18 protein-coding genes and 1 tRNA gene are annotated in these 22,788 nt (G+C 69.3%); 12 read left to right on the forward strand and 7 right to left on the reverse strand.

Features of this window, described 5'->3' with window-relative positions:
* Nucleotides 1–73: 73 nt before the first annotated feature.
* Nucleotides 74–826, reverse strand: coding sequence for a GNAT family N-acetyltransferase (locus QRN26_RS15525; RefSeq protein ID WP_285037463.1), 753 nt, complete (start codon nt 824–826; stop codon nt 74–76).
* A 159-nt stretch (nt 827–985) separates the two neighbouring features.
* Here QRN26_RS15525 and QRN26_RS15530 point away from each other — a divergent pair, with 159 nt between their 5' ends.
* From QRN26_RS15530 to QRN26_RS15555, 6 genes are all read left to right on the forward strand, one after another.
* Complete coding sequence (locus QRN26_RS15530; RefSeq protein ID WP_056014485.1) at nt 986–2,272, forward strand: aspartate kinase; 1,287 nt, start codon at nt 986–988, stop codon at nt 2,270–2,272.
* 127 nt (nt 2,273–2,399) lie between these two features.
* A complete protein-coding gene (locus QRN26_RS15535; protein WP_285037464.1) occupies nt 2,400–3,467 on the forward strand; it encodes an aspartate-semialdehyde dehydrogenase in 1,068 nt (355 codons plus the stop codon).
* A gap of 28 nt (nt 3,468–3,495) precedes the next feature.
* A complete protein-coding gene (locus QRN26_RS15540; protein WP_285037465.1) occupies nt 3,496–4,218 on the forward strand; it encodes an SGNH/GDSL hydrolase family protein in 723 nt (240 codons plus the stop codon).
* A 136-nt stretch (nt 4,219–4,354) separates the two neighbouring features.
* A complete protein-coding gene (locus QRN26_RS15545) occupies nt 4,355–5,821 on the forward strand; it encodes a malate:quinone oxidoreductase (RefSeq protein WP_285037466.1) in 1,467 nt (488 codons plus the stop codon).
* Nucleotides 5,822–5,914: 93 nt separating this feature from the next.
* Nucleotides 5,915–6,565: a thymidine kinase gene (locus QRN26_RS15550; protein ID WP_056014497.1), complete on the forward strand. Its 651-nt coding sequence runs from the start codon at nt 5,915–5,917 to the stop codon at nt 6,563–6,565.
* Entirely contained in the window at nt 6,562–7,872 is a 1,311-nt protein-coding gene (locus QRN26_RS15555) for a UDP-glucose dehydrogenase family protein (protein ID WP_285037467.1), read from the forward strand. The genes QRN26_RS15550 and QRN26_RS15555 overlap by 4 nt, the downstream gene beginning before the upstream one ends.
* Here the strand turns inward: QRN26_RS15555 and QRN26_RS15560 are convergent.
* On the reverse strand, nt 7,848–8,330 hold the full coding sequence (locus QRN26_RS15560; protein WP_162239373.1) for a VanZ family protein: 483 nt from the start codon (nt 8,328–8,330) through the stop codon (nt 7,848–7,850). The two genes, QRN26_RS15555 and QRN26_RS15560, sit on opposite strands and share 25 nt — an antisense overlap.
* Before the next feature lie 134 nt (nt 8,331–8,464).
* On the opposite strand from QRN26_RS15560, the gene QRN26_RS15565 reads away from it, so the two are divergent.
* The 4 genes from QRN26_RS15565 (at nt 8,465) to QRN26_RS15580 (ending at nt 11,911) form a co-directional block, all read left to right on the forward strand.
* On the forward strand, nt 8,465–10,264 hold the full coding sequence (locus QRN26_RS15565) for a DUF4012 domain-containing protein (protein ID WP_056014507.1): 1,800 nt from the start codon (nt 8,465–8,467) through the stop codon (nt 10,262–10,264).
* A gap of 122 nt (nt 10,265–10,386) precedes the next feature.
* Nucleotides 10,387–10,935, forward strand: a complete 549-nt coding sequence (locus tag QRN26_RS15570) for a hypothetical protein (RefSeq protein WP_285037468.1) — start codon at nt 10,387–10,389, stop codon at nt 10,933–10,935.
* A 245-nt stretch (nt 10,936–11,180) separates the two neighbouring features.
* Nucleotides 11,181–11,714 (forward strand): hypothetical protein, encoded by a 534-nt coding sequence (locus tag QRN26_RS15575; RefSeq protein WP_056014513.1) that lies wholly within the window; start codon nt 11,181–11,183, stop codon nt 11,712–11,714.
* Nucleotides 11,715–11,837: 123 nt separating this feature from the next.
* Nucleotides 11,838–11,911: transfer RNA gene (locus tag QRN26_RS15580), tRNA-Pro, on the forward strand.
* Nucleotides 11,912–12,419: 508 nt separating this feature from the next.
* Here the strand turns inward: QRN26_RS15580 and QRN26_RS15585 are convergent.
* The 3 genes from QRN26_RS15585 to QRN26_RS15595 all read right to left on the reverse strand — a co-directional run bounded on the left by QRN26_RS15585 (nt 12,420) and on the right by QRN26_RS15595 (nt 18,561).
* Nucleotides 12,420–13,394: a metallophosphoesterase gene (locus QRN26_RS15585; protein WP_235522508.1), complete on the reverse strand. Its 975-nt coding sequence runs from the start codon at nt 13,392–13,394 to the stop codon at nt 12,420–12,422.
* 151 nt (nt 13,395–13,545) lie between these two features.
* Nucleotides 13,546–16,098, reverse strand: a complete 2,553-nt coding sequence (locus QRN26_RS15590) for a transglycosylase domain-containing protein (protein ID WP_157579734.1) — start codon at nt 16,096–16,098, stop codon at nt 13,546–13,548.
* Between the two features lie 120 nt (nt 16,099–16,218).
* Entirely contained in the window at nt 16,219–18,561 is a 2,343-nt protein-coding gene (locus tag QRN26_RS15595) for a transglycosylase domain-containing protein (RefSeq protein ID WP_056014519.1), read from the reverse strand.
* A 108-nt stretch (nt 18,562–18,669) separates the two neighbouring features.
* On the opposite strand from QRN26_RS15595, the gene sp36 reads away from it, so the two are divergent.
* Both sp36 and QRN26_RS15605 read left to right on the forward strand, forming a co-directional pair.
* Nucleotides 18,670–18,825 (forward strand): Sp36 family protein, encoded by a 156-nt coding sequence (gene sp36, locus QRN26_RS15600; RefSeq protein ID WP_164488328.1) that lies wholly within the window; start codon nt 18,670–18,672, stop codon nt 18,823–18,825.
* 23 nt (nt 18,826–18,848) lie between these two features.
* On the forward strand, nt 18,849–19,319 hold the full coding sequence (locus QRN26_RS15605) for a RidA family protein (protein ID WP_285037469.1): 471 nt from the start codon (nt 18,849–18,851) through the stop codon (nt 19,317–19,319).
* A gap of 75 nt (nt 19,320–19,394) precedes the next feature.
* Here QRN26_RS15605 and acs read toward each other — a convergent pair whose 3' ends face one another.
* Nucleotides 19,395–21,386, reverse strand: a complete 1,992-nt coding sequence (acs, locus tag QRN26_RS15610) for an acetate--CoA ligase (protein WP_285037470.1) — start codon at nt 21,384–21,386, stop codon at nt 19,395–19,397.
* Between the two features lie 460 nt (nt 21,387–21,846).
* Entirely contained in the window at nt 21,847–22,785 is a 939-nt protein-coding gene (locus tag QRN26_RS15615; RefSeq protein WP_285037471.1) for a ribokinase, read from the reverse strand.
* Between the last annotated feature and the right edge of the window lie 3 nt (nt 22,786–22,788).

Genomic DNA, 22,788 nt, shown 5'->3' on the forward strand with positions numbered 1-22,788 from the left:
TCGGCCGGCGTGTCAGGCCCGACGGGCGTCGCCGCGCCGGGGAACTCCTGAGTTGGGGCGGGTCCGGCGGCGGTCAGGCGTCGGCGGACGGCGAGGGCCACTCGGCCAACACCGGCCGCACCGAGAGCTGCCGACCGACGGCGGAGAAGCCGAGCTTCCTCGCGACCGCTCGCGATCCGGGGTTCGTGTCGGCCGCCCGCCACTGGGGAAGCAGATTGTGCTCGAGCGCGTGCTCGACGGCGGTCGAGGCGAGCCGGGTCGCGAGGCCCGTGCCGCGGGCCTCCGGTGCCGTCAAAGCGGTCACGTGCGCGACGCCCAACGGCCAGGAGCGGTACCCGGCGACCGCCAGCACGCGTCCGTGGTCGCGCACGGAGAACAGGGGAGAGGTGATCCCGAAGATCCCGCTCTCCGAGGCTTCATCGTCGCCCACTTTCGACAGCATCGACTCGATGGCCGGGTCGCTCGCCTTGCTCGCCACCACGTCGATCTCCTCGGCGGGCGTGAACCGGCCGGGCAGCAGGTAGTCGAGGGTCGCCGGCCCGAGGACCTCGGCGATCTGCATCCGGGATCGCAGGAAGTCGACGGTGCCGACGTTCTTCGGCGACTCGTCCTCGATCGCCAGACGTCTCGCGGTGTCCTCGTCGGGCACGATGGCGAGGGCGCTGCCGGCGATCTCGACGACGCCGATCCAGCCGGGCGGGCAGGCCATCGACCCGGCGTTCACGACGACCGCGACGCGTCCCGGGGTGAACCGGGCGGTCGGTGAGGCGAGCCCTTGCCAGAGGCGCCGCACCGTCGCGAGCACTCGAGCGTCGTCCTGTTGCATGCGCCAACCCTACCCAGCGGGTGCCGCCGTCCGGAGCCGGTCACGGCGGTCGCGAACCGGGTGAGGGTGCCCTTCGTCACATGAACGGCGCGGAATGCCCGGATGGGTAGGATGATCGCGGGGCCGCTCGTGCCCGCACCGACTTCCCCAGGAGATCCGATGGCATTGATCGTGCAGAAGTTCGGCGGGTCATCCGTCGCTGACGCCGAGAGCATCAAGCGCGTGGCGAAGCGCATCGTCGAGACCCGCAAGGCGGGCAACGAGGTCGTCGTCGCCGTCTCGGCGATGGGCGACACGACCGACGAGCTCCTCGACCTGGCTCACGAGGTCACGCCGATCCCGGCACCCCGTGAGCTCGACATGCTCCTCTCGAGCGGTGAGCGCATCTCGATGGCGCTCCTCGCGATGGCCATCAGCAGCATGGGCTACGTCGCGCGCTCCTTCACCGGGAGCCAGGCCGGCATGATCACGGACGCCCAGCACGGCGCGGCCCGCATCGTCGACGTCACCCCGGTCCGCTTGCGCGAGGCCCTCGACGACGGCGCGATCGTCATCGTCGCCGGATTCCAGGGCTTCAACCGCGACACCCGCGACATCACGACGCTCGGACGCGGCGGCTCGGACACCACGGCCGTCGCCCTCGCCGCGGCGCTCGACGCCGACGTCTGCGAGATCTACACCGACGTCGACGGCATCTTCACCTCCGACCCACGGGTCGTGCCGAAGGCGCGGAAGATCGACCGCATCTCCAGCGAGGAGATGCTGGAACTCGCGGCCTCTGGCGCGAAGGTCCTCTACATCCGCGCCGTCGAGTACGCACGCCGTCACGGCGTCACACTCCACGTCCGCTCGTCCTTCAACAACAACGAAGGCACGCTCGTCCTGAACGATGCGGGCCGCAACAACCCAGGAGCAGGTGAGGCACCCATGGAGCAGCCCATCGTCGCCGGAGTCGCGACCGACCTCAGCGAAGCGAAGATCACCGTCGTCGGCGTCCCCGACCTGCCCGGCAAGGCGGCGGAGATCTTCACGATCGTCGCGAAGTCCGGCGGCAACGTCGACATGATCGTGCAGAACGTGTCGACCGCCGTCTCCGGTGTCACCGACATCTCCTTCACGCTCCCGAAGCCCGAGGCGCAGCAGGTGCTGCGTGCCCTCGCCGCCGAGCAGGGGCGGGTGGGCTTCTCGGCTATCCAGCACGACGACCAGATCGGCAAGCTCGCCCTCGTCGGCGCCGGCATGCGCACGAACACGGGTGTGTCCGCGAAGCTCTTCGAGGCGCTCAGCGCTGCGGGCATCAACATCGAGATGATCTCCACGAGCGAGATCCGCATCTCGGTCGTGACGCGCGCCGACACCCTGAACAAGGCCGCCAACGTGGTGCACTCCGCGTTCGGTCTCGACGGCGAGGACGAGGCCGTCGTCCACGGCGGTACCGGCCGCTAGCGCCGCACTTCCACCAGCTCAGGGACCGGACGGTCGCCTGAGGGACCGGATGGTCCACCCAGGGGTCGGCACGGCCGATCCTGATGCAAGATGGTTCACAACAACCCCTGATCCCAGAGGAATCCCCATGAGCAACGGTGTACGTGTCGGTGTGGTCGGAGCGACCGGTCAGGTCGGCAAGGTCATGCGCCGCCTGCTGGAGGAGCGCGAGTTCCCGATCAGCGAGATCCGCTTCTTCGCGACCGCGCGGTCCGCGGGCACGACCCTGCCGTTCCGCGGCCAGGACATCGTCGTCGAGGACGTCGAGACGGCAGACCCCAGCGGCATCGACATCGCCCTGTTCTCCGCCGGCGCGACCGGTTCGCGGACGCAGGCCCCACGCTTCGCCGCCGCCGGTGCGCTCGTCATCGACAACTCCAGCGCGTGGCGCATGGACCCCGAGGTCCCGCTCGTCGTCAGCGAGGTGAACCCGCACGCCATCAAGGACGCCGTCAAGGGCATCGTCGCGAACCCGAACTGCACGACCATGGCCGCCATGCCGGTGCTCAAGGTGCTCGACGCCGAGGCCGGGCTCTCGCGCCTCATCGTGAACACCTACCAGGCCGTGTCCGGTTCCGGCCTCGCCGGTGCCGCAGAGCTCGCCGGTCAGATCGAGGCAGCCGTCGCCCAGGGCGACCTCACGCGTCTCGTGCACGACGGTTCCGCCATCGACTTCCCGGCACCCGAGAAGTACGTCGCGCCGATCGCCTTCGACGTCATCCCGCTCGCCGGGACCATCGTCGACGACGGCCTCGGGGAGACCGACGAGGAGAAGAAGCTCCGCAACGAGAGCCGCAAGATCCTCGAGCTCCCGGAGCTGCTCGTCTCCGGCACCTGCGTGCGCGTGCCGGTCTTCACCGGCCACTCGCTCTCGATCAACGCCGAGTTCACGAACGAGCTGTCGGCGGAGCGCGCGACCGAGCTGCTGCGCGACGCCCCCGGTGTCCAGCTCTCCGAGGTCCCGACGCCCCTCGAGGCCGCCGGTGCCGACCCGTCGTTCGTCGGGCGCATCCGGCCCGACCAGAGCGCTCCGGCCGGGAAGGGCCTCGTGCTCTTCATCTCGAACGACAACCTCCGCAAGGGCGCAGCCCTCAACGCGGTGCAGATCGCCGAACTCGTCGCCGCCGAGCTGCTCGCGCAGCCCGCGTCGGTCTGACCGGCTCCCGGAACCCGACAGGGGAGACATGTCGCGCCCACGCCTGCGCCGACGCTGGTTCGTCGCCTTCATCGCCGCCGCCGTCGCGGTGGCCGCGGTCGTCACCGTGAGCGGTCTGCGTGCCGACGTGCAGCAGACCACCGTCGCGCGTGCCGGGTCCGGCTCGGAGGTGGCGGTCGGTCCGCTGGTCGCGTTCTACGGAGACTCGTACACGAAGGGGTCCGCGGCGTCGGCACCCGCCGCTCGCTGGTCCTCGCTCGTCGCCCAGGCCGAGGGGTGGACGGAGTACAACGCCGGGTACCCGGGGCTCGGCTTCGTCCGCAAACGCGACCAGGTCGGCGACGTCGCGGGCGACGTCATCGCGCAGCACCCCGAGGTCCTCATCGTCGCGCTCGGCATCAACGACAACTTCGAGTGGACGGGCAACGAGGAGGCGATCCGAGAGGCGATCCTGCCGGAGTTCCAGCGCCTGCGGGACGGCCTGCCCGGAACGCGGATCGTCGTCGTCGAGCCCTGGTGGTTCACGGCGGAGCGTCCCGACTCGCTGGAGCAGATCATCGGCTGGGTCCACGACGCCGCCGACACGATCGACGCCGACTACATCTCGGGGGCCTCGCACTGGCTCGACGAGGATCCCGCGGCCTGGATCTCCGCCGACGGTCTGCACCCGAGCGACGCCGGCTACGCGCACATCGCGCAGCGGATGCTCGAGGAGCTCGACGCCCTGTCGCCAGCACTCCCCGGACGCTGAGGCTCCGGCCCGGCCGGTCTTCCGGACGCTGCGCGCACCGAGCGCAACTGTCTCGACATCGAGCTATCCGACAAGTGGCGATCACTGACCTCGCGCGGGTGGAGAGCTCGTGCCTCGCCGCGACTAGACTGCTCTGGTGACCGAAACCATCGACGTAGCCCTCATTGGTGGTGGCATCATGAGCGCCACGCTCGCCGCCCTCATCCACCAGGTGCAGCCTGATTGGAAGGTGGAGGTCTACGAGCGCCTGAGCGACGTCGCGCTCGAGAGCTCCAACCCGTGGAACAACGCGGGAACGGGCCACGCGGCGCTGTGCGAGCTGAACTACATGCCGCAGGACGCCCACGGGAAGGTCGACCCGGCCAAGGCCATCGGCATCAACGAGCAGTTCCAGCTCAGCCGCCAGTTCTGGGCGCACCTCGTGGAAGAGGGTCTGCTGGGCGAGCCCGACACGTTCATCAACCCCACGCCACACATGACCTTCGTCCGTGGCGAGAAGGACGTCGAGTACCTGCGGAAGCGGTACGAGGCGCTCAAGGACGAGCCCCTGTTCGCCGGCATCGAATTCTCCGAAGACCCCGCGGTCATCGCCGAGTGGGCACCGCTGCTCATCAACCGTCGTGCCGTCGGCGAGCGCATCGCCGCCACGCGGATCACGGCGGGCACCGATGTCGACTTCGGTTCGCTCACCCACAAGCTCTTCGAGGCGGCACCGTCCGCCCACGTGCGGGTGAACCACGAGGTCCGCTCGCTCAAGCGCCTGAAAGACGGCACCTGGCGGATCCGGGGTCGGCAGACGCTCGGCCGCTCGCCGATGGAGATCAACGCCCGCTTCGTGTTCGTCGGAGCCGGCGGATGGGCGCTCAAGCTGCTGCAGAAGTCCGGCATCCCCGAGATCAAGGGCTACGGCGTCTTCCCGATCGGCGGCCAGTTCCTCCGCACCGACAACCCCGCGGTCGTGTCGAAGCACCAGGCCAAGGTCTACAGCCAGGCCTCGGTCGGCGCCCCGCCCATGTCGGTCCCGCACCTCGACACCCGCGTGGTCGACGGTCAGGCGAGCCTCCTCTTCGGCCCGTACGCGACGTTCAGCCCGAAGTTCCTCAAGCGTGGTTCCATCCTCGACCTCGTCACCCAGGTCCGCCCGCACAACCTCTTCCCGATGCTGGCGGTCGCGAAGGACAACCCGAGCCTGATCACCTACCTCGTCGGGCAGCTCCTGCAGTCCCGCTCGCAGAAGATGGAGAGCCTGCGGGAGTTCCTGCCGACGGCGAAGGACGAGGACTGGTACCTCATCGAGGCCGGCCAGCGCGCTCAGGTCATGAAGAAGGACAAGGACAAGGGCGGCGTCCTGCAGTTCGGGACCGAGGTCATCACCGGCGCCGATGGCACGATCGCCGGTCTCCTCGGTGCGTCGCCCGGCGCCTCGACGGCGGTCCCGATCATGCTCGACGTGCTGCGCAAGTGCTTCCCCGACCGCATGACGGCGTGGGAGCCACGGCTGCGCGAGATGATCCCGACGTACGGCTCGACGCTGAACGACGTCCCCGCCAGGGCGGCCGAGGTGCTCGAAAGCACGGCTGAGGCGCTCGACATCTCGCTCTGACGCGGTCTCGACCGCCCCGAGGCAGGTGAACGGCTGTCGACGGTCGTCGCCGTCGATGCAACAGGTGCCGTCTCCGAACCCTAAGCTTGCCTGGTGGCGAAACTCTACTTCCGTTACGGGGCGATGAACTCCGGCAAGAGCACCGCCCTGCTCCAGGCTGCCTTCAACTACGAGGAACGCGGTCACCGCGTCCTCCTCGCCAAGCCGTCGCTCGACACCAAGGGCGACGCCGCCATCGTGAGTCGCCTGGGCGTCACCCGAGACGCCGACTTCCTGCTCGGTCCGGACGACGACGCGGTCCAGGTGTTCGCCGAGCACCGCCGACGGGTCGTCGCGGAGACCGGCGCGGACGTCAGCTGCCTCCTCGTCGACGAGGCGCAGTTCCTGCATGCCGGGCAGGTCGACGGCCTCCTGCGGATCGCCCTTCTGGAAGGCATCCCCGTCCTCGCCTACGGCATCCGCACCGACTTCCAGACCGTCGCCTTCCCGGGGAGCCGCCGCCTCCTCGAGGTGTCGCACAGCCTCGAGGAGCTGAAGACGATCTGCCGCTGCGGCCGCAAGGCGATCTTCAACGGGCGCCGCTTCGGCGACACCTTCGTCTTCGACGGCGACCAGGTCGCCATCGACGGCACCACGGTCACCTACGAATCGCTCTGCGGCGTCTGCTACCTGCAGGAGTCCGGCGGCCGACTCTCCTCCACCTCTCCCACCGTCCGACCCATCAGCGAAGGATCACACGCATGAAGCTCTCCGTCATCGGCTGCGGCTACCTGGGCGCCGTGCACGCGGCCGCCATGGCATCGATCGGTCACGAGGTCGTCGGCATCGACGTCGACCCCGCGAAGATCGAGGCGCTCGCTGCCGGTCGTTCGCCGATCTTCGAACCGGGACTGCCCGAGCTCCTCCTCGCCGGTGTCGAGTCCGGTCGCCTGCGGTTCAGCACCGACATGGCCGACGCGGCCGGGGCGACCATGCACTTCGTGGCGGTCGGTACCCCGCAGAAGGCCGGTTCCAACGCGGCCGATCTGCGCTACGTCGACGCCGCGGTGACGGCGCTCCTCCCGCACCTGTCGGCCGGTGACGTCGTCGTCGGCAAGTCGACCGTGCCCGTCGGCACCGCAGCGCGCCTCGCCGAACTCGTCGCCCCCACGGGTGCCGTGCTCGCCTGGAACCCCGAGTTCCTCCGCGAGGGCTTCGCCGTCCAGGACACCATCGCCCCCGACCGGCTCGTCTACGGTCTGCCGCCGGCTCCCGAGGACGCCGCCGTCGCCCGTGCCGCGTTCGACGAGGTGTACGCGCAGGCGCTCGCCACCGGGACGCCACTCGTCGCCACCGGCTACTCGACCGCCGAGCTCGTCAAGGTCGCCGCCAACGCCTTCCTCGCCACCAAGATCTCGTTCATCAACGCCATGGCGGAGATCGCCGAGGTCACGGACGCGGACGTCACGGAGCTCGCCGACGCGATCGGGTACGACGCGCGGATCGGCCGTCGCTTCCTGAACGCCGGCGTCGGCTTCGGCGGCGGCTGCCTGCCGAAGGACATCCGCGCGTTCACGGCGCGTGCCGAGGAGCTCGGTCGCGGCGAGTCGGTCGCGTTCCTGAAGGAGGTCGACGCCATCAACCTCCGTCGCCGTCAGCGGGTCGTCGACCTCGTCGTCGAGGAGCTCGGTGGAAGCGCCTACCAGAAGCGTGTCGCGGTGCTCGGACTCGCCTTCAAGCCCGACAGTGACGACGTCCGTGACTCGCCGGCCCTCGACGTGGCGGTCGGGCTCAACGGTCTCGGTGCGAAGGTCCTCGCGTTCGACCCGGAGGCCGTGCCCAACGCGCGTCGTCTCCACCCGCAGCTCATGTTCGCGGCGTCCGCTGAAGAGGCGGTGACCGACGCCGACATCGTCGTGGTCGTGACCGAGTGGAAGGCGTTCCGCGCCCTCGACCCGGAGGCGGTGGCGGCGCTGACCGCCGGCAAGATCGTCGTGGACGGCCGCAACTGCCTCGACGTCGACGCGTGGCGTGGTGCCGGGTGGCGCTACGTCGGCCTCGGTCGCCCCTGAGCGCTGACGAGGAGTCGGACGACGAGCACGATCGTCGCGCCGAGCAGCCCTCCGGCGGCGTTCGCGTAGACGTCGGCGATGGTCGCGACCCGAGCGGGGAGCAGCGTCTGGCCGAGCTCGATGGCGACGGAGAACGTCGTCGTCGTCAACGGAGCGATCCACCACAGCTTCAGGGGGAGCTCCAACGCGAGGAGTGCGCCGAGCGGGATGAACAGGACGACGTTCGCGGCGGACTCGACGAAGCGGTAGTCGAACCAGGACGGCGCTCCGGCGGCCTGGAGTCGATCGATCAGCGCCAGCAGGGTGTCCCGCCCACCGGCGTCGACGGGCGTCGGCCAGAACGCGATCCCGAGCATGACGCACAGGCAGACCAGCAGCAGGACCCCGATGATGATTCGAGGTGTGCGGGTCATCTGCGGTGCGGCTCCTGATCGGTCGTCGGGTCGTGCCGTCGGCACCTCGCAATCGTAGGCCATGGGGTGCCCGAGACCCGGGCGACGGGCGGCTGCTTGCCCCAAAACGGGGGCGTGCAGCGCCCCGTTCCGCCCGTCAGCTGGCGGCTAGGCTGTGCCTACCCGAACAAGGAGCACTCTTGGCTGACCCACGCCCGGCGACGGCCGGCATCCCCACGAGTGGTCGCCGACGGTCCCGCCGCTGGTGGATCGCACTGGCCGTCCTCCTCGTCGTCCTCGCCCTCGGAGCGTGGCTGGGTGTCCGGGCCTCCCTCGCGAAGTCCGCCCTCGAGGCCGCCCAGGCGGATGCCAAGACCCTCCAGACCGCCGTCCTCGACGGTGATGCGAGCGGCACCGACGCCACCCGACAGTCGTTGTCGGCGCACACCGGCGAGGCCGTCTCCCTGACGAGCGATCCGGTGTGGCGCGCCGCCGAGGTCCTCCCGTTCCTCGGCGTGAACTTCTCCGCGGTCCGCGAGGCCGCAGCCGCGACGGACGACGTGGCGGACGACGTGATCCCGTCGGTCGTCGAGATCGCCGGTCGGGTCAACCTCTCCTCGCTCCTCCCCGGCGACGGGTCGATCGCCACCGAGCCGTTGCGTGACGTCGCGCCGAGGGTGGCCGAAGCCGCGGCCGCCGCCGACGCCATCGCGGGTCGCGTCGACACGATCAGCACGGACGGTGCCCTCCCGGTCGTCGCGGACGCCGTCGAGAAGCTCACCCGGACCCTCGACGGGGCGAGCACGATGCTCGACACGGCCGCGCGCGCCACGGCCCTCCTCCCCGACATGGCAGGCGGGGCGGGGCCGCGGAACATCATGGTGATGATCCAGAACAACGCGGAGGTGCGCTCGAGCGGCGGCATCGCCGGCGCCGTGGCGCTGATCCACGCGGAGAACGGCGTCATCTCCTTCGCCGGGACCCGCGGCAGTGACGACTTCTCCAAGTTCCCGACCCCGGTCCTGCCGCTCACCCCCTTCGAGCAGAACGTCTACACCGACAACCTCGGCACCTACATCCAGGACACCAACCTCACCGTCGACTTCAGCCGGACGGGCGAACTCGCCGCCGCCATGGGCACCCGGGTGTTCGGCGTGCCCATCGACACCGTGGTCGCCATCGACCCCTACGTCCTCGCCCACCTGCTGCAGGCGACCGGCCCGGTCGCCCTGCCGGACGGCTCCGAACTCACCGCCGACAACGCCCCGAAGACCCTCCTGAGCGACGTCTACGCGCGGTTCCCGGACCGGCTCGTCCAGGACGCCTTCTTCGCCGCCGTCTCGGGTTCGGTCTTCGAGACCATGATCTCCCGGTCACCGGACCCCGCCGCGCTCGTCGAGGCGCTGTCGGCATCCGCTGCGGAGAACCGGCTCCACCTCTGGAGTGCCGTGCCCGCCGAGCAGACGCTCATCGCCCAGACGACGCTCGCCGGGATCCCGCCCGCGACCGACGACGACGCCGTGTACACCGGGGTGTACCTCGAGGACCTCACCCGGGCGAAGATGGACTACTACCTGGAGACGAAGGTCGACCTCCGCGACGCCCGCTGCACGAGCCAGGGTGCCGAATACGTCGTCGCCGTCACCCTCACGTCCACCGCCCCGGCGGACGCCGCGACGTCCCTCCCCGACTACGTGACCGCGGGCGGACGCTTCGGCACCCCTCCCGGCGACATCGCGACGCGCGTCGTGATCCACGGACCACTCGGCGCGGCCCTCCTCGGAGCGAGCGACGGAACCGACCTCGCGGTGAAGGCGGTGACCGACCCGAACGGTCGCCTCTACGCGCAGACCGACGTGACCCTCACTCCGGGGGCATCCACCGAACTCGTCTTCACGGTGGTCGCTCCGAAGGCCTCCGACGTACCCCCAAACCTGGTCACAACCCCCGGAATCACGGGCAAAACGACGATTTCGACCTTCCCTCGCTGTGGCTCCTGACATAGCATGACAACACCTCAGGAAGCCACGCACCCGAATTCGTGACCCTGGGGAACCTCGCGCGGACGCCCACCCGAAATCGGCGGACGCAGGGGTACTCGACGTTCCTTGGGGATACACACATGAAGCGCACCCTTGCCCTAGCATCGCTCTGCCTGCTCGCCGTCTTCGCGGTCCCGACCGCGGCGAACGCAGCCACCGACTCGTCCACGTACGGCCCTGCCGGCTGTGCCACCCTCACCCCGGTCTCGGTGACCCAGGGGGAGTCCACCGTGTTCCGGTGCGACGGAACCTTCGACCCCGGCACCCCCGTGACGGTCACGGTCGACGGCCCCGGCTGCAGCGTGCCCGCCCCCGCCAAGCCGAACACCGCCGGCGCCACCGAGCAGGCCGCCGGCCAGAGCGCCGTCCCCACCTCCGGGACGTTCAGCGCCGACACTGCTCGCGCGTTCGCCGTGACGATCTCGACCGACGCGACGAAGTCGGGCACCTGCATGGTGACCGCCACCCAGGGTGCGACCACCGAGAGCGCCTCCTTCCAGGTCTCCGAGCGCGAGTTCGCCTCGACCGGCTTCGACGGTGGAGCCCTGCCGTGGATCGGTGGCGGCCTGCTCGTCGTCGGCGCCGGCGTCGTCTCCGCGCTCGCCGTCCGTCGCCGCAAGACCGCCTGATCGGGTCATCCGGTCCCGGGTCCGCGAGCATGTCTCGCGGGCCCGGGGCGGCCGGGGTGCCCGTACCCCCAAAGGTGGTCACATCCGCGGAATTCCGCGGTTTTCAGCGGTCCCGTCGGCGGCCGCTGCCCTAGCATGATCACGGCCATGGAGGCCACGAGTGACCAGTGCTCGGCTCCAGGCCCACTGTCCGCATGACGCGTCATCGCACCGCATGCGCCATCCGCACACCTAGGGGCCCGCACATGAACCGCACTCTCTCCGCCGCCGCACTCGTCCTCCTCGCCGTCGTCGCGCTGCCCACCGCAGCCAACGCCGTCGAGGGTGAGAGCTACGGACCCGGCAGCTGCAACTCGATCACGCCCGCGAGCGTCGCCCGGGGTGCAGCCGTCACCTACTCCTGCTCGGACTTCTGGGCGGCGAACCAGACCGTGTCGATCACCATCGACTCGTCGGCCGCAGGCGGATCGACCCGCACGCTGTCGACCGTCGCCGACGCGGCCGGTGACATCGACGTCTCGATCGACACCGCAGCCGACCCCGCCGGCACCTACACGCTGACGGCCACCCAGGGTGCCGTGAGCGACTCGTCCGACTTCACCGTGCTCGACCCGGCTGAGGCCGCTGCCGCCGCTGCGTCCGACCCGTCCGCCGGGGGCAACGCCCTCGCCGACACCGGCTTCGCCGGAACGGCCCTCCCGTGGGCCGCCGGAGGCCTCCTCGCCGTCGGTGCCGCAGCGCTCGGCACCGTCCTCGTGCGCCGCCGCCAGCAGGCCTGAGAGCACGGATCGGTCGGGCGTCGACGACGCCGCCCGATCGATCCGGTCCAGGATCGCCCGATTCTCGGAAGTGGCGAACAGCCGCTGAAAAATCGGCTATCCTAGACAAGGCCTTCGGGCCATCGGGGTGTGGCGCAGTTTGGTAGCGCGCTTCGTTCGGGACGAAGAGGTCGTGGGTTCAAATCCCGCTACCCCGACAGCATTAGCCCGGTCAGATGAGTAATCATCCGACCGGGCTTCTCTGTTTCCCAGGGATGGCGAACCGTCGAGCCGGCGGGTTGCACATCCCGCTACCCCGACAGTATTAGCCCGGTCAGATGAGTAATCATCCGACCGGGCTTCTCTGTTTCCCAGGGATGGCGAACCGTCGAGCCGGCGGGTTGCACATCCCGCTACCCCGACAGTATGAGCCCGGTCAGATGAGTAATCATCCGACCGGGCTTCTCTGTTTTCCGGGATGGCGAACCGTCGAGCCGGCGGGTTGCACATCCCGCTACCCCGACAGTACAAGCCCGGTCAGACAAGCAATTGTCCGGCCGGGCTTCTCTGTTTCCTGGGAGACCCGCCCGTCCACCGGCCCGGTCCCTGAGCTTGTCGAAGGGCGTTCTGCCCGGCCGCTCCGGTCCCTGAGCCTGTCGAAGGGCGCTCCGCTCGCCCGCCTCGGTCCCTGAGCCTGTCGAAGGGCGGTGTACGCCCCGAGCCGCCTCAGACCGCGGTGCGGCGGGGGAGGAGCGTCACGAGCGACGCCTCCGGGCGGCACGCGAAGCGGACCGGCGCGTAGATGGACGTCCCGAGGCCCGCCGACACGTTGAGGTAGGCGGAGCGGAGCGCGTGGCGCCACACGCTGAGCCCCTTCACCTGCTTGCGGGGGATGTCGCAGTTGGTCACCAGCGCGCCGTAGCCGGGCACGCAGACCTGCCCGCCGTGGGTGTGTCCGGCGAAGATGAACTGGGCCCCCTGCGTCACGAACGCGTCGAGCACGCGGCGGTACGGGGCGTGCATCACGCCGACCGTCACGGTGTGCGCCAGGGCGGGGTCGTCGGTCGAGAGGGTCTCCGCGTCGAGCCGCTCGTCGATGAGGGCCGTCAACGTGTCCAGGCGGTCGAAGTGCTTGTGCGGGTCGTCGACGCCGAAGAGGTCGAGTCGTGTCCCGCGGACGGTGATCTCGCCGACCGCGTTGTTGAGGTCCAGCCAGCCCAGGTCCTCCATGAAGAACCGCTCGAGCGCGCCGGTGTCGAGCGTCGTCGGGGAGACGTGCTTGGAGGAGGTCTGCGTGAAGTACTTGAACGGGTTCTTCGCGCTCGGACCGTAGTAGTCGTTCGAGCCGTGCACGAACGCGCCGGGGACGCCGGCGAACACGGACAGCGCGGCACGGATGCCGTCGATGCCGTGCTCGTGGCCGAGGTTGTCGCCGGTGTTGATGACGACGTCCGGGCGGAGCTCGGCGAGCTCGCGCAACCAGGCCTGCTTGCGACGCTGCCACGGAGCCATGTGGAGGTCGGAGAGGTGGAGCACGGTGATCGGCTCGGCGTCCGGTGGCAGGACCGGAGCGGTCACCCGGCGGAGCGTGAAGGCGTTGCGTTCGACGAGGGACGCGTACCCGAAGGTGAGGGCGCCGAGGCCGGCCACGACGGCCGCCGCGGTGCCGAGTCTGCCGCCGGTGCTCATGGGTGCCGCCATCGATCGTCTCCTTCTCGGTCGTCGGGTGGTTCCGACCGTCCCCCGAGCGTACCGGGTGCGCCCTCCGAGGACCCTCGGAGCGCCCGTCGTGGAAAACGCCGAAGGGCCCGGTCGGGATGTCCGACCGGGCCCTCCTGGTTGACGCGAACCGCTAACAGCTGGTCTTGGAGACCGTCACGGTGACCTTGCCGTCCTTGCGCGCCGCCGTCCCCGCCGGGGGATCGACCCCCGTCACCTTCGGGGTCGTGGCTGCCGGATCGACCGCACACTTCTGGCCCACATTCGCGAACCCGGCGCTCTGGAGAGCCGCCTTGGCCTCGTCGTAACTCGCGGCGCCGCTCACGTCGGGGACGGTCGCCAGGAGGCCGTTGCTGGTGTAGACGGTCACGATGGAGCCCTTCGGCACCGTACCCGAGGGGTTCGTGCTCGCGGCCTGGCCTGCCGGCAGCGCGGAGTCACCGGCGCCGCCGTTCGCGAAGCCGAAGCCGGCATCCTCGAGGAGCTTCTGCGCCTCTTCGATCGTCTTGCCTGCGACGTCGGGCACCTGGACCGACTGGCCGTTGATCAGCGACGGATCCGGGTCGCCGAACGCCGAGCCGCCGAACTTGGCGTTGGCGGTCAACATGATCCGTGGCCAGATCTTGTGTCGGATCGTGGCCACCTGGCCGGCGTCGAAGTACGTGCGGCGGAGGTTGACGTGGCCGGTCGCATTGAAGACACCGACGATCGTCGCGGCCTGGGTGCTGGCACCGCTCATCCACGTGGCCTCGTTGTTGTCGGTCGTGCCCGTCTTGCCGATGAGCGGGATGCCGTCGCCGGTGCGCGACGAGCTCGTCGTGCCGCCGTTGAAGGTGGCCTGCAGGGCTACGTTGGCGGTGGCCGCGACGTTCGCCTCGAGGCCGACGCGGCAGTTGGCCGCCGGGACCGGGATCTCGGTGCCGTCGGGCTTCACGACGCGGTCGATCGCGATCGGGTCGCAGGTGGTGCCGCCGGACGCGAAGGTCGCGAAGGCGGTCGCCATGCTGAGCGGCGCGACCTCGTTGGTACCGAGGACGGTCGCGGGGGACTGGAGCAGCGGCCCGCCGTCTGCGCGGTGGACGCCCATCGACTCGGCCGTCTTGCGGATGCCGCAGAGGTCGAGCTGCTTCGCCATCGCGATGAAGCCGGTGTTGATGGACAGCTTCGTCGACTGGAGTGCGGTGTACTGGCCACCGTTGCCACCCTCGTCGTTGCCGGGGTTCCAGTCGGAGCCGGCGTACACGGTGCCACCGTCGGCGCAGGAGTCCTTGAACGTGCCCCACGGCGATCGCTTGCGGCCGTCGACGCCCTCGTTCAGGCCGTGGCCTTCCTTGAGCCACTCGGCCAGCGTGAAGGTCTTGTACGTCGATCCGGGCTGGAAGCCGGTGGACCCGCCGTAGTCGACGTCGGTGTTGTAGTTGACGGCCGAGTAGTTCGACCCGAGGGCGAGGGTGTCCTCGTCGCTCGCATAGTCCTTGTTCTGCGCCATGGCGAGGATGCGCCCGGTTCCGGGCTGGACCGTCACCGCCACCGCGCCGATGTCGAGCTGGTCGCTCGCGTGCGGGATGTAGGCGTCGAGCGCGGTCTGTGCCGAGTACTGCAGGTCGAGGTCGAGGGTCGTGAACACGTCGTAGCCGCCGCGGTTGAAGGCGGCCCAGCGCTCGTCCTCGGTCGCACCGAAGATCGGGTTGTTCTGGAACACCCGCGTGACGTAGTCGCAGAAGTAGCCCGCTCCCGGGCTCACGTTCACGGCCGTGATGCACCCGGTGCTCGACGGCGTGATCGTCGGGGTGATGACCGTGACGATCGCCGCGTCGTACTGCTCCTGCGTGATCTTCTTCTCGGCGAGCATCTTGCCGAGGATGTAGTCGCGCCGGTCCTTCGTCTTGCTGTAGCCGTCGGCCGCGCCGTTCACCTCGTTCTCGGGCTGGTCGAAGCGCAGGTTCGACGGGTTGTTCACCACGGCGAGCAGCGTCGCCGCCTGCTCGAGGGTGAGGTTCGCCGCCGTCGTGTTGAAGTAGTAGTTGGCGGCGGCCTCGATGCCGTACACGCGCCCGCCGAAGCCGGTGATGTTCAGGTAGCCGCGCAGGATGTCCTGCTTGCCGTAGCGCTTCTCCAGGCCGATGGCCATGCGCATCTCCTTGAGCTTGCGCTCCGGAGTCGTCTTCGTCGCCTCTTCGTACGCGGCCTTCATCTTGGCCTCGTCGGTGATGGCCTCGGCCTTCTGCACGAGCACGTTCTTCACGTACTGCTGCGTGATCGACGAACCACCCTGCAGATCGCGCCCCGTCGCGCTGATCGCGACGGCTCGGATCGTTCCCGTGAGGTCGACGCCGCCGTGCTCGTAGAAGCGCGGGTCTTCAGCAGCGATCGCCGCGTCCTTGACGAACTGGTTGATCTGGTCCCAGCCCACCTCGATGCGGTTCTGCTGGTAGAAGGACGCGAGCAGCTGCGGGTTGCCCGCACTGTCGGTCGCGTAGATGTTGGACTTCTGCGCCAGCTCGTCGAGGGCCAGGTAGTCGGGGAGACCGTCGAACACGTTGATCGTGCTGTTGGTCGCGATCCCGGTGACGGCGAGGGCCGGCGTGACCGTCGCGGTGACGAGGACACCCGCCGCGACGCTCAGCCCGAGGAAGCCCAGGAGGCCGCCGAGCACACCGGTGGCCGTGCGATGTTGTTGAGGCATGGATCGATGCTAAGCGACATTCCTGAAAAAGGCCCGCTCAGAGCGACGTCGAAACCCGATCGTTGTCGGGCCGGCGGCGGGAGGTCGGGAAGCCGACCGCCCCGCCCGCCGTCCGTCCGATCAATCCGGAGGGCCGTTGCCGGTGCCGTTCCCGGTGCCGTTGTTGCCGTTCCCGGGCGCGGCCGGCTCACCGGGTTCACCCGTGCCGCCGGTGCCGCCCTCGTCGCCCGGTGCCGGTGTCGGCGCCTGGGTGGGTGCCTGCGTCGGGTCGGCGGTCGGTGCTGGCGACGGGGTCGCATCCTCTCCGCTGCCACCTGATCCGTCGCCCTGCAGCGTGGCGCGGTCGGCCTCAGGGAAGTCGCCACCCGGATACTTCGCCAGGGCGGCCGTCATGATCTCCGGCCAGATGAGGTGGCGCATCGACGCGACCTGCGTGCCGTCGATGTAGGTGTCGCGGAGGTTGACGTGCCCGGAGACGTTGAACGTGCCGACGACCGTCGCGACGGTCGTGCTCGCGCCGCTCATCCAGGTCGCCTCGGCGTTGTCGGTCGTCCCGGTCTTGCCGATCAGTTCGCCGACCCCGTCGGTGCGGCTGCCGGAGGCCGAGGCGGTGCCGTTCGACACCACCCCCTGGAGGACGTCGTCGGCGGCGGCCGCCACCTTGGCGTCGACGGACTGGCGGCAGTTCGCCGAGGGGACCTCGGCGGTCGAGCCGTCGGGCTTCGTGATCGAGTCGATGGCGATCGGGTCGCAGGTCTTGCCGCCGGCGGCGAGGGTCGCGAACGCCGTCGCCATGCTCAACGGAGCGACCTCGTTCGTGCCGAGCACCGTGGCCGGGGAGTTGTTCAGCGGTGCTCCGTCGGCGCGGTGCACGCCCATCGACTCGGCCGTCTTGCTGATGTCGCAGAGGTCGAGTTCCTGCGCCATCGCGATGAAGGCCGTGTTGATCGACTGCTGCGTGGCCCGACGGACCGTGTACGAACCGGATTCACCCTCGTCGTTCCGTGGGCTCCATCCGGCCTCGGCCTGTTCCGTCCCGCCCGGCACACAACTGTTGGTGAAGGTGCCCCAGTCGGATCGGCGGTTCGCGTTGATCGACTCGTTCACACCCTTGCCCGCCTTCAGCCAGTCGGTGAGGGTGAAGATCTTGTACGTCGACCCGGGCTGGAACCCGGCCGATCCGCCGTAGGCCTGATCGGTGTTGTAGTTGATGGCGCTGTAGTTGGCGCCCGTCGCGAGCACGTCGGGGTCCTGTGAGTAGTCCTTGTTCTGCGCCATCGCGAGGATGCGTCCCGAACCGGGCTGCACGCTCACCGAGACGGCGCCGAGGTCGGCCTCGGTGGTGGTCTTCGGCACGTACTCGTCGATCGCGGCCTGTGATGCGCCCTGCAGATCGAGGTCGAGGGTCGTGAAGACGCTGTACCCGCCGCGCTTGAAGTTCGTCCAGCGCTCCTCCTGGGTGGCACCGAAGATCTCGTTGTTCTGCAGCACATTGGTGACGTAGTCGCAGAAGTAGGCCGCCGACGCGGCAGCCGAGCAGCCGGTGACCGGCGGCACGATCGTCGGTGTCACCGGCACCGCGATGGCGGCGTCATGCTGCTCCTGGGAGATCTTCGCCTCCTTGAGCATCTGGTCGAGGACGTAGTCCCGGCGGGTCTTCGTCAGGGCGTATCCGTTCGCGGCCCCGTTGTCGGCGTTGTCCGGTCTGTCGATGCGGAGGTTCTCGGGGTTGTTGACGATCGCGAGGAGCGTCGCCGCCTGTTCCAGGGTGAGGTTCGCGGCGGTGGTGTTGAAGTAGTAGTTCGCGGCGGCCTCGATCCCGTAGACCCGACCGCCGAACCCGGAGATGTTGAGGTACCCGCGGAGGATGTCCTCCTTGCCGTACGTCTTCTCCAGACCGATCGCGAGCCGCATCTCCTTGAGCTTGCGCTCCGGGGTCGTGGCCGTCGCCTCCTCGTAGGCCTTCTTGCTCTCGGCCGCATCGGGGATCGCCTCGGCCTTCTGCACGAGCACGTTCTTCACGTACTGCTGCGTGATCGAGGAGCCACCCTGCGTGGACCCGCCGGCGGCGTTGTTGACCACGGCGCGGACCGTGCCCGCGAGGTCGATGCCGCCGTGGTCGAAGAAGCGCGGGTCTTCGGCCGAGACGGCCGCGTCCTTCGCGAACTGGGAGATCTGGTCCCAGCTGTCCTCGATGCGGTTCTGGTCGTAGAAGGAGGCGAGGAGCACCGGGTTGCCGGCGGAGTCCTTCGCGTAGATGCTCGACTTCTGGGCGAGCGAGTCGAGCTGGAGGTAGTCGGGGAGACCGTCGAAGACGGTGATGCCCGTGGACGTGGCGAGGCCCGTCATCGCGATGGCGGGGGTGACCGCAGCGGTCGCGAGGACACCGGCGGCGACACTCAGGCCGACGAAGCCGAGGACGCTCTGCACGACCGTCTTCGCGGGGGTACGTGGTTCAGGCATAGGATCGAAGGTAAGCGGGGAAACTGTGAGCGAGCTTCACCCGGTGTTCGCCACGTCCGTCCCCTGCGCATCCGCCTCACTGTGTGGAGCGCCCGATCGAGGAGAGACATGACCCGCTGGGAGTACCTCACCACGCCGTTGATGATCCACAACACGGCAGCCATCCTGAACAACTGGGGCGGGGACGGCTGGGAACTCGTCCAGGTCGTCACCGGTCCCGAGGGCGGCCTCGTCGCCTACCTCAAACGACCCATCGCCGACTGACCGCACGCCCCGGAGGAGCCCTCATGTCCCAGATCGCCGATCGACTCGCCGAGCTCGACATCACCCTGCCCACCGTCGTCCCGCCCGTGGCCGCGTACATCCCCGCGGTCGTCTCCGGCGACCACGTCTTCACCTCCGGTCAACTGCCGATGACCGACGGCAAGCTCCCGGCCACCGGCAAGGTCGGTGAGGGCGACGGCCTCGTCTCGCCAGCGGACGCGAAGGCGTACGCCCGCACCTGCGCGCTCAACGCGCTCGCCGCGGTGGAGAGCCAGATCGGTTCGCTCGACCGCGTCACCCGTATCGTGAAGGTCGTCGGCTTCGTCGCCTCCGACCCGGCGTTCACCGGCCAGCCCGGCGTCATCAACGGCGCTTCCGAGGTCCTCGGCGAGATCTTCGGCGACCTCGGCGTGCACGCCCGTTCGGCTGTCGGCGTCGCGGTCCTCCCGCTCGACTCGCCCGTCGAGGTGGAGCTCATCGTCGAATTCGCCTAGCGAGTCCCTGCGTCGACGCACGAGAGCCGGATGGAATCAGCGATTCCGTCCGGCTCTCGTGCTTGGAGCACTCGCCTAGCTGTTCTTCACCATCTTGTCGGTGATGATCTGCATGACGGTGGTGTCGGCGAGCGTCGTCGTGTCGCCCACCTCCCTGCCCTCGGCGACGTCGCGCAGCAGGCGACGCATGATCTTGCCCGAGCGCGTCTTCGGCAGTTCGTTCACGAGGTAGACCTCGCGCGGTCGGGCGATCGGCCCGATCTGCTCGCCGACCCAGCTGCGCAGGGCGCCCGTGATGTCCGCGAGTCCCGAGGCCTGCTCGAGGTGGGACTCCTTGATGATGACGAAGGCGACCACCGCCTGGCCCGTGGTCTCGTCGGCCGCACCGACGACGGCGGACTCGGCCACCATCTCGTTGGCGACCAGCGCGGACTCGATTTCCGCGGTCGACAGCCGGTGCCCGGACACGTTCATGACGTCGTCGACGCGGCCGAGCAGCCAGACGTCGCGGTCCGAGTCGAGCCGGGCGCCGTCGCCGGCGAAGTAGAACGGGCCGCCCTCGACGTCCCAGAACTTCTCCCAGTAGGTCTCCTTGAACCGTTCCGGGTCTCCCCAGATCCCGCGGAGCATCGACGGCCAGGGTTCTGTCACGACGAGCAGCCCGCCGCCACCGGCACCGACGGCTTCGCCCGCCTCGTCGACGACGTCGATCGAGATGCCGGGGATCGGCACCTGCGCGCTGCCCGGCTTCGTCGAGGTCACACCGGGGAGGGCCGAGACCATGATCGCGCCCGTCTCGGTCTGCCACCAGGTGTCGACGATCGGGGCGAGCTTGTTCCCGATGATCTTCCGGTACCACATCCACGCCTCGGGGTTGATGGGTTCGCCCACCGAACCGAGGAGGCGGATCGACGAGAGGTCGAACTGCTTGGGGATCGTCCGGCCGAGCTTCATGAACGAGCGGATCGCCGTCGGCGCCGTGTAGAAGATGCTGACGCCGTACTTCTCGATGATCTCCCACCAGCGGCCCGGGTGCGGGGCGTCCGGCGTGCCCTCGTACAGCACCTGGGTCGCGCCGTTGGCGAGGGGGCCGTAGGTGACGTAGCTGTGTCCGGTGATCCAACCGATGTCGGCCGTGCACCAGTAGACGTCGGTCTCGGGGTGGAGGTCGAAGACGTTCTTGTGGGTGAACGCCGTCTGCGTGAGGTACCCGCCCGAGGTGTGGAGGATGCCCTTCGGCTTGCCGGTGGTGCCGGAGGTGTACAGGATGAACAGCGGCTGCTCCGCGGGGAACGGCTGCGCGTCGTGCTCGGGCTCCGCGTCGGCGATCGCCTCGTGCCACCACAGGTCGCGTCCGGCGGTCCACTCGACGTCGTTCTCGCCGCGACGGACGACGAGGACGTGGTCTACCGTCGCCTGTTCCGCGAGCTCTCCGCGGCTGGCGAGTGCGGCGTCGACGGCCGGCTTCAACGCGGACACCTTGCCCTTGCGGTAGCCGCCGTCGGCCGTGATGACGAGTTTCGCCTCGGCGTCGTCGATGCGGGAACGGAGGCTGTCGGCGCTGAACCCGCCGAAGACGACGGAGTGCACCGCACCGATGCGGGCGACGGCCAGCATGGAGACGATGGCCTCGGGGATCATCGGCAGGTAGATGGCGACACGGTCCCCGGCTGAGACGCCGAGGCTCGTGAAGAGGTTGGCGGCCCGCTTGACCTCTGCGGTGAGCTCGGCGTAGGTGATCGAGCGGCTGTCGCCCGGCTCACCCTCCCAGTGGAGCGCGATGCGGTCGCCGTTGCCGGCCTCCACGTGTCGGTCGAGGCAGTTGTAGGCGACGTTCAGCTCGCCGTCCTCGAACCAGGTCGCGAACGGCGGGTTCGACCAGTCGAGGGTCTTGGTGAACGGCTTGCTCCAGGTGAGCAGTTCGCGGGACTGGTCCGCCCAGAACGCGAGTCGGTCGTCCGAGGCCTGTTCGTACAGTCCGGCGTCGGCGATCGCCTGCGCAGCGAACGCCTCCGACGGCGGGAACCGTCGGTCCTCGTGCAGCAGGCTGTCGATGTGAGTGCTCATCGTGTGTCTCTCGCTCCCTTGCGAATCCGCGTTCCTGACCTGTCCGCGCTTCGGCGGCCGGGTCCGTGCCATGCACGAGCGTAGCGCGTTCTCGGTTGCGGATTTGTCACTCATCCGAACAAACTCCGGCGACCAGTCTGTGAATGATCTGGGCATGGTAGGGAAACCACTCGATCTGGGGCCATCGGAATGCTTGTGTTCCGGGTCGACTGGCGTACACTTGAACCCGGCCGAATACTTATTCGTGCATGCAGTGCCAGCGATTCCCCCCAATCCGGCACTGCAGAGGCGGCACCCATTCCCCCCAATGGGTGCCGCCTTCTTCCGTCTCCGGCGGTCACACGCTCGAGCGGGTGATCTCGTGCCATGTCGCCCGGAGTCGGACGCCGACGCCCGGGTCATGCAAGAACGCCCGCGCCTCCGGGGTTCCGGTGGCACGGGCGTCCTGACAGGCTGCAGCTCAGTCGGAGGCGACGGGATGCTCCTCGCGGAACACCTCGAGCTGCTCCTCACTCGGGTACGAGGCCTGTGCGCCGGCTCCCGTCGCCGCAAAGCTCCCGACCGCCGAGGCGAACCATGCCGCATCGACGAGCGTGTCCCCGGCGGCGAGCCTGCGGGCGAGGGCGCCCATGAACGCATCACCGCAGCCGGTCGTGTCGACCGCGGTGACCTTCGGCGACCGCACGACGACCGCATCGGCCCCCTCGTCGATCACGACGCTGCCGGCAGCCCCGGTCGTGACGACGGCTCGTCGGACACCTCGGTCGCGCAGTGCGGAGGCCATCGCCGCCCAACCGGACTCCTCGGGATCGACGCCGGTGAGCTCGGCCGCCTCGTGCTCGTTCACGAGGAGCACGCCCGTCGCCTGCAGGAGTTCCTCGGGCACGGGGCCGAAGGGGGAGAGGTTGAGGAGGACGACCGCGCCTGCCGCTGCACCGCGCTGCGCGGCCTCGAGCACGGTCTCCAGTGGGACCTCGAGGCAGAGGCAGACGACCCCGGCACCGTCCAGTGCCGACCACGCCTCGCCGATCCGCTCCGTCGCGAGCGTGCCGTTGGCGCCCGGCGAGACGATGATCGTGTTCTCGCCGGCATCGTCGACGGTGATCACCGCCGTACCCGTCGCCGTGTCGTCCCGGCGCGCGATCCGGGTCACGTCGACGCCGGCGTCCGAGAGCGACTCGAGCAGCATCGAACCGTTCGCATCGTCACCGACCGCGCCGACCATCGTGACGTCGCCGCCGAGTCGTCCGGCGGCGACCGCCTGGTTGGCGCCCTTCCCGCCGGGGATGACGGCGAGTTCGGAACCGGTGAGCGTCTCACCGGGTTGGGGGAAGCGGGCGGTGCGGACGACGAGATCGGCGTTCAACGACCCGACGACGACGATGCGTGGACCCTGCATGAT

It is taken from the genome of Plantibacter sp. ME-Dv--P-095 (genome assembly GCF_030209365.1).
In the GTDB taxonomy this organism is placed as follows: domain Bacteria; phylum Actinomycetota; class Actinomycetes; order Actinomycetales; family Microbacteriaceae; genus Plantibacter.

Bases quoted from the DNA above. Each gene is read 5' to 3' on its own strand.
- QRN26_RS15525 (WP_285037463.1), bottom strand. From the start codon at position 826: ATGCAACAGGACGACGCTCGAGTGCTCGCGACGGTGCGGCGCCTCTGG.
- QRN26_RS15530 (WP_056014485.1), top strand. From the start codon at position 986: ATGGCATTGATCGTGCAGAAGTTCGGCGGGTCATCCGTCGCTGACGCC.
- QRN26_RS15535 (WP_285037464.1), top strand. From the start codon at position 2,400: ATGAGCAACGGTGTACGTGTCGGTGTGGTCGGAGCGACCGGTCAGGTC.
- QRN26_RS15540 (WP_285037465.1), top strand. From the start codon at position 3,496: ATGTCGCGCCCACGCCTGCGCCGACGCTGGTTCGTCGCCTTCATCGCC.
- QRN26_RS15555 (WP_285037467.1), top strand. From the start codon at position 6,562: ATGAAGCTCTCCGTCATCGGCTGCGGCTACCTGGGCGCCGTGCACGCG.
- QRN26_RS15570 (WP_285037468.1), top strand. From the start codon at position 10,387: ATGAAGCGCACCCTTGCCCTAGCATCGCTCTGCCTGCTCGCCGTCTTC.
- QRN26_RS15575 (WP_056014513.1), top strand. From the start codon at position 11,181: ATGAACCGCACTCTCTCCGCCGCCGCACTCGTCCTCCTCGCCGTCGTC.
- QRN26_RS15585 (WP_235522508.1), bottom strand. From the start codon at position 13,394: ATGGCGGCACCCATGAGCACCGGCGGCAGACTCGGCACCGCGGCGGCC.
- QRN26_RS15590 (WP_157579734.1), bottom strand. From the start codon at position 16,098: ATGCCTCAACAACATCGCACGGCCACCGGTGTGCTCGGCGGCCTCCTG.
- QRN26_RS15595 (WP_056014519.1), bottom strand. From the start codon at position 18,561: ATGCCTGAACCACGTACCCCCGCGAAGACGGTCGTGCAGAGCGTCCTC.
- sp36 (WP_164488328.1), top strand. From the start codon at position 18,670: ATGACCCGCTGGGAGTACCTCACCACGCCGTTGATGATCCACAACACG.
- QRN26_RS15605 (WP_285037469.1), top strand. From the start codon at position 18,849: ATGTCCCAGATCGCCGATCGACTCGCCGAGCTCGACATCACCCTGCCC.
- acs (WP_285037470.1), bottom strand. From the start codon at position 21,386: ATGAGCACTCACATCGACAGCCTGCTGCACGAGGACCGACGGTTCCCG.
- QRN26_RS15615 (WP_285037471.1), bottom strand. From the start codon at position 22,785: ATGCAGGGTCCACGCATCGTCGTCGTCGGGTCGTTGAACGCCGATCTC.